This window comes from Pseudoalteromonas sp. ASV78, from assembly GCF_047806705.1.
Taxonomy (GTDB): Bacteria; Pseudomonadota; Gammaproteobacteria; order Enterobacterales; family Alteromonadaceae; genus Pseudoalteromonas; species Pseudoalteromonas prydzensis_A.
Window position 1 is genome coordinate 2,197,099 of sequence record NZ_JBLOPA010000001.1, and the last position, 12,247, is coordinate 2,209,345.

At 42.3% G+C, this 12,247-nt stretch carries 11 protein-coding genes; 10 read left to right on the plus strand and 1 reads right to left on the minus strand.

What is annotated here, in order from left to right; translation table 11 throughout:
- Positions 1-125: 125 nt before the first annotated feature.
- Positions 126-1,421 carry an aminopeptidase PepB gene (pepB, locus tag ACMVDV_RS09965; protein ID WP_304182672.1) on the minus strand — a complete coding sequence of 432 codons (1,296 nt, stop codon included), beginning with the start codon at positions 1,419-1,421 and terminating at the stop codon, positions 126-128.
- Positions 1,422-1,501: 80 nt separating this feature from the next.
- On the opposite strand from pepB, the gene sfsA reads away from it, so the two are divergent.
- The 10 genes from sfsA (at position 1,502) to mdoH (ending at position 12,175) form a co-directional block, all read left to right on the plus strand.
- Positions 1,502-2,218 carry a DNA/RNA nuclease SfsA gene (gene sfsA, locus ACMVDV_RS09970; RefSeq protein WP_416158018.1) on the plus strand — a complete coding sequence of 239 codons (717 nt, stop codon included), beginning with the start codon at positions 1,502-1,504 and terminating at the stop codon, positions 2,216-2,218.
- Positions 2,219-2,443: 225 nt separating this feature from the next.
- Positions 2,444-2,887: an RNA polymerase-binding protein DksA gene (gene dksA, locus ACMVDV_RS09975; protein ID WP_416158019.1), complete on the plus strand. Its 444-nt coding sequence runs from the start codon at positions 2,444-2,446 to the stop codon at positions 2,885-2,887.
- A 17-nt stretch (positions 2,888-2,904) separates the two neighbouring features.
- Positions 2,905-3,849: a tRNA glutamyl-Q(34) synthetase GluQRS gene (gluQRS, locus tag ACMVDV_RS09980; RefSeq protein WP_416158020.1), complete on the plus strand. Its 945-nt coding sequence runs from the start codon at positions 2,905-2,907 to the stop codon at positions 3,847-3,849.
- Between the two features lie 471 nt (positions 3,850-4,320).
- Positions 4,321-5,763: a polynucleotide adenylyltransferase PcnB gene (gene pcnB / locus ACMVDV_RS09985; protein WP_416158021.1), complete on the plus strand. Its 1,443-nt coding sequence runs from the start codon at positions 4,321-4,323 to the stop codon at positions 5,761-5,763.
- Between the two features lie 2 nt (positions 5,764-5,765).
- Complete coding sequence (gene folK / locus ACMVDV_RS09990; RefSeq protein ID WP_304182666.1) at positions 5,766-6,251, plus strand: 2-amino-4-hydroxy-6-hydroxymethyldihydropteridine diphosphokinase; 486 nt, start codon at positions 5,766-5,768, stop codon at positions 6,249-6,251.
- A gap of 31 nt (positions 6,252-6,282) precedes the next feature.
- Positions 6,283-7,077, plus strand: coding sequence for a 3-methyl-2-oxobutanoate hydroxymethyltransferase (panB, locus tag ACMVDV_RS09995; protein ID WP_304182664.1), 795 nt, complete (start codon positions 6,283-6,285; stop codon positions 7,075-7,077).
- Positions 7,077-7,928, plus strand: a complete 852-nt coding sequence (gene panC, locus ACMVDV_RS10000) for a pantoate--beta-alanine ligase (protein ID WP_416158022.1) — start codon at positions 7,077-7,079, stop codon at positions 7,926-7,928. Before panB ends, panC begins: the two co-directional genes overlap by 1 nt.
- 18 nt (positions 7,929-7,946) lie before the next feature.
- Positions 7,947-8,186, plus strand: coding sequence for a hypothetical protein (locus ACMVDV_RS10005; RefSeq protein ID WP_304182661.1), 240 nt, complete (start codon positions 7,947-7,949; stop codon positions 8,184-8,186).
- A gap of 355 nt (positions 8,187-8,541) precedes the next feature.
- Entirely contained in the window at positions 8,542-10,227 is a 1,686-nt protein-coding gene (locus tag ACMVDV_RS10010) for a glucan biosynthesis protein (protein ID WP_304182659.1), read from the plus strand.
- Positions 10,199-12,175 carry a glucans biosynthesis glucosyltransferase MdoH gene (gene mdoH, locus ACMVDV_RS10015; protein WP_416158023.1) on the plus strand — a complete coding sequence of 659 codons (1,977 nt, stop codon included), beginning with the start codon at positions 10,199-10,201 and terminating at the stop codon, positions 12,173-12,175. The genes ACMVDV_RS10010 and mdoH overlap by 29 nt, the downstream gene beginning before the upstream one ends.
- Positions 12,176-12,247 lie beyond the last annotated feature (72 nt).

Here is a 12,247-nt window from a genome sequence, read left to right on the forward strand (position 1 = left end):
GCAACCTTGAACGACAAAAGTGGGGCATGATTTTACAGTAAATAAATAAGAAAAGCTTGTTTGAGTTTGTAATTAATAAACAATAAAAAAGCGCCTATCGAGGCGCTTTTTTAAGTATTTGTAAGTTATGCTTTTTCAAGTAAAGTACGCGCAACGGTACGCATACCAACCGTTGTTGCGCCAGCCGCCCACTGGCTGGTGCTGCCCATATTAAATGCCGCAGCTAAATCAATATGCACCCAGCCTTTGCCATCATTTGGCACAAACCGCGATAAGAAACCAGCAGCATTTGATGCGCCGCCATAACCACCACCTTTTTGGGCGCGGCTATTTGCGGTATCAGCATACGGTGATGGGCAATTTTGTTGATGCCACTTTTCAAGCGGTAATGGCCATGCAGCTTCCATTTCTTGTCCTGCAAAACCTTCGACTTCGCGCACAAATTCTTTATCAAGGCCAAATAAAGCATTGTATTCTTGACCAACAGCAACCAGTGCTGCACCTGTCAGTGTTGCCGCATCAATAATAAGTGGTGCGCCAGTTTCGCCAGCAGCCATCAAACCATCGGCAAGGACTAAACGCCCTTCTGCGTCGGTATTTACAATCTCAACGGTCGTGCCATTTTTATAGGTAAGAATATCACCCAGTTTGTAAGCATGGCCTGAAATAAGGTTCTCAGCGCAACATAAAAATAGTTTTATGCGTTTATTGATACCACGACTAATAGCCAACGCTAACCCAGCAGTAACAGTGGCAGCACCACCCATGTCGCATTTCATGCCGAGCATGCCTTCACTGGCTTTAATTGAATAACCGCCAGAGTCAAAAGTAATCCCCTTACCAACAAGCGCTGCATCTACTGGCGCATTGTCATCACCCGTTGGGTTGTAATCAAGCGCTAATAATACTGGCGGGCGTTCACTACCACGGCCAACAGCATGAATACCAATCCATTGTTGCTCAAGTAACGCATCACCTTTAATGATTTGGTAACTGACATGCTCAGGAGCCAGTGATTGAATAAATTCAGCGGCTTTACCAGCCAAGCTTTCAGGGAAAATATCATCTGCCGTGCCATTGATCATTTCACGTGCCCAGGTAGCCGAGCGCAGTAATGAGGCTAATTCTTGGCTATCTGTTTTGGCATTTTCGGCAAATTCAACACCATGTAGTGACTTAGGTGATACAAACCCCTGATAAAATGCCCATTGCGTTTCAGTGCACCAGCAATCACCAGCGAGAACGACATTTTTAACGCCTTGATTGGCGATACTGCGCGCGGCTTTTTGTACATTCGCCAATGTGTCTTGTTCAGCTAAATGAACGGTTGCACCGTGCTCATTAAAAGATAACGTGGCGGTTTCGCCCCAATGCGATGCAGCACCCTGCTCGCTTAATTGAACAACAAATTTTTCAGACATGTTAGAATACTCTTTGCACTAAATAGTGGCACTGAGTCTACTATAGCTGACACAACTTCCCAACCGAATGAGACTAAATAATGAAATTTGCTACGCCATTACAACAAGCCCGGTTAATTAAACGCTACAAACGGTTTTTAGCCGATTTACGCTTAGCGGATGGTTCTGAATTTACGGCTCATTGTGCTAATACAGGTAAAATGACGGGCTGCGCTGAGCCTGATTTTGCCGCATTTTATTCAACCAGTGATAATCTCAAACGTAAATACCGCCACTCCCTAGAGCTGACGCGAAATCAATTTGGGCAGTTAATTTGCGTCAACACGGCGGTGGCAAATAAACTGGTAGAAGAAGCCCTGCACGCTAATTTAATTACCCAATTAAGCGGTTATGAGCAACTACAAAGCGAAGTAAAATATGGCCAAGAAAATAGCCGAATTGATTTTTTACTCAGCGGGCCTAACCGACCAAGTTGCTATGTTGAAGTTAAGTCAGTCACCTTACTGAGCCAAGACTGCCCGCTTAGCGGACAAGGCTATTTTCCGGATGCGCAGACTCTACGTGGCCAAAAGCATATTCGCGAATTAATCGAAATGGTTGAACAAGGTCACCGAGCAGTTTTATTATTTGCTGTATTACATGAAGGGATCAGCCAAGTCAGTGCGGCAAAACATATCGATGAAAAGTACGCGCTATTACTTGATTCTGCAATTACCAAAGGCGTTGAAGTACTTGCTTATAAAGCCAACATTTCGACCGATGAAATTACACTAGCAGAAAAACTGCTTTTTAATTAAAACAGCCTTGCTTTTCATTTTTTCGCCCATATAACTAGGCAAGTTTTTAAGCACTTATTTATAATTTGAGATGTGTAAAAATCACTTGCTGTACCTTCTTTGATTTTATTGATGCGGTTTAAGTAAGACTAATTAATGAAAATAAATTTGCCTAGCCTATAGGATTCTGTTATTTATAGCCGCCGGCTCATGCTGGGCATTATATTAAGGATTTAGGAGAAAGTTATGCCAGACCAAAAAAAATTAGGGTTATTGGCTCAGGCCGGATTAGAACCGTACCAGGAAAAGCCGGGCGAAGAGTATATGAATGATGCGCAACGTACGCACTTCAGAACTATTTTGGAAGCATGGCGCAACGATTTACGCAATGAAGTTGATCGCACTAAATCGCATATGCAAGACGAAGCAGCTAACTTCCCTGATCCAGTTGACCGTGCAGCACAAGAAGAAGAGTTCTCTTTAGAACTTCGTACTCGTGACCGCGAACGTAAACTGATCAAAAAAATTGAAAAAACGATTCAATTAATCAAAGAAGATGACTTTGGTTTTTGTGACTCGTGCGGGATTGAAATTGGTATTCGCCGTTTAGAAGCACGTCCTACAGCAGATTTATGCGTAGACTGTAAAACACTTGCGGAAATCAAAGAAAAACAATCTGGACGTGGTTAATTACCTGTAATTAATCAATGTCTACCACAGCCGTTACTGCGCCTATAAGCAACTACCGCGGTCGCTTTGCACCGTCACCTTCTGGGCCACTTCATTTTGGTTCACTTGTGGCGGCTGTGGGCAGTTACCTTGATGCGAAAAGCAACCAAGGTACTTGGTTAGTCCGAATAGAAGACATCGACACCACACGTGTTGTTGAGGGCGCAGCCAAAGATATTCTAACCACCCTTGAAGCTTATGGTTTATATTGGGATGAAGACGTTGTCTATCAAACCCAGCGCCATGACTTATACGCACACACCATCGATAAATTAAATAGTCAGCAACTTATTTATGCTTGCCACTGCTCACGCAAACAAATCAAAGCACTTGGCGGGATTTACCAAGGTCATTGTCGTCATTTAAACCACTCGCAACACCACAGCGCATTGCGATTAATCCAGCAGCATGCCATATGCCAATATCGCGATCTCATCCAAGGTGAAGTGCAAGTAAGCCAAGATTTAGCCCACGAAGATTACTTAATAAAACGCAGCGATGGTTTATTTGCTTATCAATTGGTAGTGGTTGCAGATGATATTGACCAAGCTATTACTCATATTGTCCGCGGCGCTGACTTGCTTGAACCGACCGCTCGACAACTCAGTTTATTTAACCAGTTAAATAACACAGCCCCCCAGTATGCGCATTTACCATTAGCGGTTGCTAAACCTGGCTTTAAATTATCAAAGCAAAACTATGCCCCAGCGATTGCCAAAGACAACCCTAAACCTGCTCTGCTCAGTGCATTTGAATTTTTGGGTTTGGCCCCATCGCCTGAACTAGTTGAGCTAAGTATTGAAAAAATGCTGAGCTGGGCAATCGATAATTACAGCCTGCAAAACGTGCCTAAAGTAGCTGAAATTCAAATTTCACAAAAGCTAAATAGCCAAGCAACCCTCTTTACCCAGATAAACAAATAAAAATTCACTAAATATGGTGAATTTTAAGGCCTTCAACTTAATTTTTAAGCTGTGCTGGTATATGATAGCCCACCTTAAATGTGCAATTCATTTAATTAATACCAATCGTGTTAAGTTACTGACTATTTATAGCGACAGAAAAATACAGTGATAACAAAGCAGAAATTTTGACATGTAGTTGTTCTACATGAAAAATTACTAACGCAGTTAGCGCTTTATTTAGCCCGCTAGAATGGTTAAATATTTAAGTCGATTGGTATAATACCAATTGCGTTAAGGTTGTACACGATTATAGCAACAGTCAAGTAGCCCAATAACAGGATAATAATTTCCAGCATCGTTGTGCTAGAAAATTTTAACCCTAGCAATGACTGTTTAACTGACTAGAATGAACAAGACTCTAATACCATAGGTATTACCAAGTAAACGCAACACATGTGCAGTTAATAGCAAAGTGAGGCTATACTTGGTTTGATTTTTGATGGCGTCCATCAAATAACCGAATTCTGTAGGAGACAGATTATTATTTCCAAGCTTTTTCAATTTTGTCGGCAAATTATTGGCCCAACCGCCTCTGCAACAGCCGAACATACTCAAGTCTCTGCGCAGCCTTTAATAGTTGGACGCAATGAGCACGGTATTTCTCGCAAACAATTTAGCCCAAATGCAATCAAGGTGTTATATCGCCTTAAAGACGGTGGCTTTGACGCCTACCTCGTTGGTGGTTGTATTCGCGATATTTTGTTAGGTCAACAACCAAAAGATTTTGACGTGGTCACCAATGCCACCCCTGATCAGGTTAAAAAACTATTTCGTAATTGCCGTTTAATTGGCCGTCGCTTTCGCTTAGCGCATATTGTGTTTGGTCGCGAAATTATCGAAGTTGCCACCATGCGCGGTCATCACGAAGCGCCTGAAGATAAAAACCAAATCAGCCAATCGAGTGAGCAAGGCCAGCTACTACGCGATAACGTGTTTGGTAGCATTGAAGAAGATGCCGAACGCCGTGATTTTTCAATCAATGCGTTGTATTACTCTATTAATGACTTTTCAATCCATGATTATGCTAATGGCTTAGCAGCGATCAAGGCCCGACAAATCGAAATGATCGGTGATCCAGCAACCCGCTACCGTGAAGATCCTGTGCGTATGCTACGCGCGGTTCGTTTTGCCACTAAGCTGGATATGTCAATTGCACCGGCAACCGAGCAACCATTAAAAGAATTAGCAAACCTGTTAGATAACATTCCTGCAGCGCGTTTATTTGAAGAAACACTGAAGCTGTTTTTAAATGGTAAAGCAGAAGCAAACTTTTTAATGCTTCGCAAATATGGCCTTTTCAAATCATTATTCCCCGCCCTTGATACTATTTTAGATAGCAACCCTGATGGCTTAGAATGCGCTTTAATTCAACAGATGTTCCGCAATACCGATGAACGCATTAATGCCGAGAAAAAAGTAACCCCAGCATTTATTTTTGCTGCATTGTTATGGTTCCCATTATTGCAGATCACTAAAGCACTGCAAGAACAAGAGCAACTCTCTGAATACGATGCGTTTGCTCAAGGGATGAATAAAGTACTCAGTGATAACGCACAGCATATTGCCGTACCAAAACGCTTTACCCTTGGCGCTCGCGATATCTGGCATATTCAGCATCGTTTAGATAAACGCTCAGGGCAACGTGCATATCGCCTTACCCAGCAACCACGCTTTAAAGCTGCCTATGACTTTTTACTATTGCGCGTAGAAGCCGGTGAAAAGCAACATCAGGAATTAGTAAATTGGTGGACTGACTATTTAAAACAAGACATCAATGGCCAAAAAGACATGGTGAAAGCGTTAGGTAGCCAAGGCGCAACAAAAGGCCGTCGTCGTACTCGCCGCCGTAGCCCAAAGCCAACGGCTGAATAAACATGGAAATAGTCTATCTTGGTTTAGGCGCTAATTTAAACGCGCCACGTCAGCAACTCGATAACGCCGTAGCGGCTTTACACACTTTAGCCCAATGCGAATTTGTTTGCGTATCGCACTATTACGCCAGCAAGCCAATGGGCCCGCAAGATCAACCTGACTATGTGAATGCTGTCGCGGCAATTAAAACCACCTTATTACCCGAGCAACTGCTTGATTTAACACAACAGATAGAACTTCAGCACGGTAGAGTACGTAAAGCCGAGCGCTGGGGGGCGCGCACCCTAGATATTGATATTTTATTATTTGGCGATCGGGTCATTCACAGTGAGCGCCTAATTGTGCCTCACTATGGCTTAACCGAGCGCGAGTTTGTAGTCTATCCGCTACTTGAAATCGCCCCAGATATTACGCTGCCAAATGGAACACCCCTGCACAGTGTTACCGCTACCTTGGCATTAAACGAATTACACCAATTACCTCTGTAATTAATTTCAGGCCGTTGCCTACGAGGATACTATGTCTAAAATAACCGTTTCTACGCTCAATAAAATGAAAGCAGAACAGCAAAAAATTACTGCTTTAACAGCTTATGATGCCAGCTTTGCTAAGTTATTTCACGATAACGGCGTTGATGTCATTTTAGTTGGTGATTCATTAGGCATGGTGTTACAAGGTGGTGATGATACGCTGGCTGTTACTAACCAAGAAATTGCCTACCATACACGCAGTGTACGCGCCGGCAGCCGAGAGTTATTCGTCATTGCTGATATGCCATTTATGACCTATTCAAACCCAGCAGAAAGCTGTAAGAATGCTGCTGAGTTAATGCGCGCTGGCGCTAACATGGTCAAGCTTGAAGGTGGTGAATGGCTGTATGACTCAATTGTTGCACTGACTCAGCAAGGTATTCCGGTGTGTGGGCATTTAGGCTTAACACCGCAATCGGTACACGTTTTTGGTGGTTTTAAAATTCAAGGTCGTAGTGAACAGCAAGCACAAAAAATGATCAGCGATGCCAAAGCACTGGCAGCAGCGGGCGCACAAATGCTGGTACTTGAATGTATTCCATCTGAGCTTGCCAAATTAATTACTGACGCGGTTAATATTCCTACCATTGGTATTGGTGCAGGTAATCAAACCGATGGCCAAATTCTCGTTATGCATGACTTAGTAGGTATTTCTGCGGGCTATATCCCTAAATTTTCTAAAAACTTTTTACTGGAAACTGGCAACATGCCAGATGCAGTCAAAAAGTATTGTAACGACGTTAAAAGTGGTGCTTTTCCAAGCACGGAACATGAGTTTAAATAATGCAGTCGATCACTGAAATAAAATCCTTACGTAGCCAAATTAAAGCATGGCGTCAAGCTGGGCTGAGCGTAGCCTTAGTGCCAACCATGGGTAACTTGCATCAAGGGCACTTCTCTTTAGTTGAAAAAGCTAAAAACATGGCCGATAAAGTCGTCGTGAGCATTTTCGTTAACCCAATGCAGTTTGGCATAAACGAAGATTTGGATAACTACCCGCGCACCCTTATTGCTGATAAACAAGGGCTTGCTGAACTAGAGACTGATATTGTATTTACACCGACAGTAGAAGCTATTTACCCTAACGGTTTGGATGCACAAAGCTTTGTTGACGTGCCCGGTATTTCAATGGGCTATTGTGGTGGCTCACGTCCGGGTCATTTTCGCGGTGTAGCCACTGTGGTAACTAAATTATTTAACTTAGTGCAACCCGATTACGCCTGCTTTGGTGAAAAAGACTTTCAACAATTACAAGTCATTAAAACCATGGCTCACGACTTATCTATTCCTGTTGAGATCATTGGCGTTGCAACCAGCCGTGAAGTCTCAGGTTTAGCAATGAGCTCTCGTAATGGTTACTTATCAGATATTCAAAAAGAAACCGCCACAGAGCTATTTAGAACGCTAAATTGGAGTGCCGAGCAACTAAACGCTGGACAACGAGATTTTGCTGAAATATGCCAACAAGCTAAACAACGATTGCAACAAGCAGGGCTCAAACCAGATTACTTTGAAATAGCTCAGCGCGATACCTTAAAAAAAGCTACACTCAATGATAGTCATCTAGTGATATTGGCTGCGGCTTTTTTAGGTCCTGTTAGACTTATAGATAACCTGCAAGTTGATATTAAATAACAATAGTTAGGGATAAACATGAATTCATTACTAAAATTATCAAGCATTGCGCTTTGTGTTGGTGTGCTAGCTGGATGCCAAGCTCAAATAGAAAACCCAGAAATGCAGCAGTGTGCTCAGCAAAACTATCAATGTGAAGTAAACTGTGAGCAGCAAAGTACGGGTGAAGGTATGGTTCATAAAGTCTGTAGCACCAAATGTATTGAAGCTTACAACCAATGTAAAGCCAATGCTGAAGCATTAGGTAATGCTCAATAATTAAACACTTAACTTGCCGATTGTGCAAATAATTGGCAAGTTCACTTCCTGCTTATCGCAATTTCTTGACCCTGTAACAAAATCTATGTAACTGCCTGCTCATTCACCTTAGCGCAAGGTTGCATCGAGTAACATCTACTTACATTAGTAAGAAGTAGTCATACAGCTCATGTAATTATTTTCCGCTTATACAAAGAAAATACATCATCTACATAACAAGTGAAACAAAAAGCCATTGAAATATAAGTGTTTATTTCATGTTTATTGCTTGCTGAGGTGAATGTAACTTATTAAAAGCGACTAACTACTGATCACAAAATTTAAAATTAACTAGGTAACGGCTAAAGGAAACCTCATGGAAACGAAAACGCGAGCAGCTCTGTCTCCATCATTTAAAAGAAATACTGTGCTAGCTGCACTGTTAGCTTTGTGTGTTTGTAATGTAAGTGCAGCAGAAGAGCCAATTACACAGCCAGACACACCTGTACCGGCTAAAAAGCCAGACACAGTGACGCCTGTATCCGTAAAAAAACCAACGCTGCTTACGATCCCTTCAGAAAGATTATTTGAGGTGATCACCGCAAGAGCGAAACAGTTAGCAGCAAACGACTACATCGCTGCACCTGAGATTGCTATAGATACATTAAATAATATTAGCTACCAAGATTATAGGTCTATTCGTTTTCGCCAAGATCATGCCATCTGGAAAGATCAAAGCTTGTATGAAGTGCAATTATTTCACCCTGGTTTTCTTTATAAAAATCCTATCGCTATCAATACAGTGAGCACTGATGGCAAGGTACAAAAACTGCCGTTTAAAACAGATTACTACCGTTATGATGGTACTGCCGCTCCTCTTGAGCAGGAAATTAGCGCCGCTTTGGGTAGCACTCAATTAGGTCACGCTGGTTTTCGACTACATTTTCCACTTAATAATAACGAGTACAAAGATGAGGTCGCGGTATTCCAAGGTGCTTCTTACTTTCGCTTAGTTGGCCCGCAGCAAGTGTATGGTATTTCAGCCCGTGGTCTAGCGGTCGATACTGCACTTAGTTCGGGTGAAGAATTCCCAGTGTTTAAAGAGTTTTGGCTGGTGAAGCCAACAGCAGAAGACACTAATATTGTGCTCTATGCGTTATTAGACAGCCCATCTGTGACCGGTGCATATCGCTTTGAGATAAGCCCATCAACTAACACTGAAATAACAACACAGATGCAAATATTTGCCCGTAAAGATATTAAAAAACTCGGTATTGCACCACTTACCAGCATGTTTTATCACGGCGAAAATAGCACTAAATTCTTTGATGATTACCGACCAGAAGTGCATGACTCTGATGGCTTATTAATGCAATCACAAGATGATAAATGGATTTGGCGAGCACTTAATAATCCAAAACAGCTTAGCGTAACCTCATTTGGTTATGATAATCCAAAAGGTTTTGGCCTAGCACAGCGTGATCGTGAATTTAATAACTACCTTGATACGGAAGCACATTACCATGCTCGCCCTAGCCTCTGGATTGAGCCACTAGAGCAATGGGGCAATGGCCGGATTGAATTGGTTGAAATACCAACAGATACGGAAACTAATGACAATATTGTCAGTTACTGGGTGCCAGAGCAACCACTAAAAGCAGGTGAAACACTGAGCTTTGGCTATAAAATGTCAACCTTTAACACCGTATTGGCGAGTCAAAATAATGCCCATGTTTTACGTACTCGAATTGGCAGCGCGGCTTTGCCTGGTGAAAAAAATCCACCGCCAAAAAGCCATCGTCAATTTACGGTCGATTTTACCGGTGACACAATTAATAACTTATCGGCCAATATTAAATTGCTCGCTAATTTAACTCTAAATTCAGGTGAAGTCAGCGATAAAACAGTACAACAATTACCGAATAATCAAGGATGGCGTGTTGCGTTTAAAATCGCGCCAGAGGGAGATAAGCCAGTCGATATGCGCTTATCATTAACACTACGTGACAAAGAAGTAAGCGAGGTATGGAGTTATGTCTGGTATCCAAATGACGTCGAATAGCAATAGCACGCACAACACCGCAATGCCTTTTAAAAAGGCCCGCGTATGGTTATTTTCACTGTTAGTGTTAGCCATCTCAGCCTACGGCATGTGGATCATGTTTGATATTTTAAATTCAAATGGTATGACTCCGCTTGAGTATGCATTACTGGCGCTGTTTTCAATTACCTTTACTTGGATTGTGACCGCATTTTGCAGTGGTTGTATGGGCTTTATTTTACAACTATTTAGAATTGACCCGCTAACACTGACGCGCCAAAAAGCCATCGAAATTGATGAGCAAGCATTGAGTAAAACCAGAACTGCCGTCGTTATGCCTATCTACAATGAAGATACGCAGCGAGTTATCGCAGGTTTTGAAGTGAGCTTACGCTCGCTGATAAAAACAGCGCAATTTGCGCATTTTGATTTCTACTTATTAAGTGATACGCAAGATAAAGAAATAGCTAACAATGAGCTAAAAGCGTGGCATGCCTTGAGCGAGCGCCTAGGGGACTTTGCCAAACAAACTTTTTACCGCCGCCGCGAAGATAACAAACACCGTAAAGTAGGTAACTTAACTGACTTTTGCGAGCGTTGGGGCAGTAACTATGAGCACATGATTGTACTTGATGCCGATAGCATCATGACGGGTCAATGTATGCTTGAGCTCACCAGCAGCATGATCAACAATCCGCAAGCTGGGCTTATTCAAACGATCCCGATCCCTGTTAGGCAAGATACCTTCTTTGGTCGTTTTCTACAGTTTGCATCAGTACTTTATAGTCCAATGCTAGCAACCGGTTCGGCTTTTTGGCAAACCAACCACGCTAACTACTGGGGCCATAATGCAATTATTCGTGTTGCAGCCTTTATTGATTGCTGTGGCTTACCAGTGCTCAAAGGTAATGCTCCCTTTGGTGGCGAAATTTTGAGCCATGACTTTGTCGAAGCCTCACTACTGCATCGTGCTGGTTGGGATGTATTATTGCTCAGTGATATACAAGGCAGCTACGAAGAAGTACCGAGTAATATTTTAGACTACGCCATCCGCGATAGACGCTGGGTGCAAGGTAATATTCAGCATTTAGGTTTATTACCTGCATCGGGTTTAAAAATGATCAGTAAACTGCACTTTTTGTTAGGTGCAACGGCATATATTTCATCATTAATTTGGTTATCTATGCTGGTGCTCAGTACCATCGATGCGGTCACCCGCGCCGTAAATAGTAATGTTTATTTTAATCAGGCATATCAATTATTTCCGACCTGGCAAATTGCTAAAACAGAGTTAATTAATTCACTGCTTTTTGTCACTATTGTTTTATTACTATTACCAAAATTAATGGGCATAATTGTTACATTGATCCATCGTAATAAACAGTTTGGTGGCTCATTCAAGTTAATTTTTGGCTCAATTATTGAGACCGTATTTGCGATAATTATTGCCCCACTGATGATGGTTTTTCATAGTTACTTTGTGGTGTGTGTATTTTTAGGTAAAAAAGTAAGCTGGGATGCCCAGCCTCGCTCAGGTCGCATGGTGCCGTGGCGAGAAGCAATTGGTTACACGCTCTTTTCAACCTTAGTAGCCGTTGCATGGGGCGGGATTGCTTACTATTTTACACCAGTATTCTTTTGGTGGTTATCGCCTATTTTAGTCGGGCTAATTTTGGCCGCGCCAATTGTGCGTTACTCAAGCAGCATTGGCTTAGGCGTTAGGTTACGTAAAATGGGCATATTTATTTGCCCGAGTGAAGTTGATAATGACGACACCCTTGCCGCTTTGCGTGTCCATGAGCAAGAAATTGCTTTACCAAGTGATGAGCTGGCTAATTTCACAGTCCCAGTATTGCCACCAGAGCAACCAAGCGTAATGCCGATACAAAGTTTTAAACGCCAAGGTTTAAGTAAACGAAAACGCGTTTTAAATGCCCATCAGCAAATCAAAAAGAAGCTGTTTAGCTAAGCCGTGTTTTACTTGTAACACAGTCAAACACCTGCAGATAAAAAACCGCGCAATTTACATTGCGCGGTTTTT

Excerpts from the sequence above, each read along its gene's own strand:
- mdoH (WP_416158023.1), top strand. The coding sequence starts at position 10,199 with ATGTCTGGTATCCAAATGACGTCGAATAGCAATAGCACGCACAACACC.
- pepB (WP_304182672.1), bottom strand. The coding sequence starts at position 1,421 with ATGTCTGAAAAATTTGTTGTTCAATTAAGCGAGCAGGGTGCTGCATCG.
- gluQRS (WP_416158020.1), top strand. The coding sequence starts at position 2,905 with ATGTCTACCACAGCCGTTACTGCGCCTATAAGCAACTACCGCGGTCGC.
- sfsA (WP_416158018.1), top strand. The coding sequence starts at position 1,502 with ATGAAATTTGCTACGCCATTACAACAAGCCCGGTTAATTAAACGCTAC.
- ACMVDV_RS10005 (WP_304182661.1), top strand. The coding sequence starts at position 7,947 with ATGAATTCATTACTAAAATTATCAAGCATTGCGCTTTGTGTTGGTGTG.
- folK (WP_304182666.1), top strand. The coding sequence starts at position 5,766 with ATGGAAATAGTCTATCTTGGTTTAGGCGCTAATTTAAACGCGCCACGT.
- panB (WP_304182664.1), top strand. The coding sequence starts at position 6,283 with ATGTCTAAAATAACCGTTTCTACGCTCAATAAAATGAAAGCAGAACAG.
- panC (WP_416158022.1), top strand. The coding sequence starts at position 7,077 with ATGCAGTCGATCACTGAAATAAAATCCTTACGTAGCCAAATTAAAGCA.
- dksA (WP_416158019.1), top strand. The coding sequence starts at position 2,444 with ATGCCAGACCAAAAAAAATTAGGGTTATTGGCTCAGGCCGGATTAGAA.
- ACMVDV_RS10010 (WP_304182659.1), top strand. The coding sequence starts at position 8,542 with ATGGAAACGAAAACGCGAGCAGCTCTGTCTCCATCATTTAAAAGAAAT.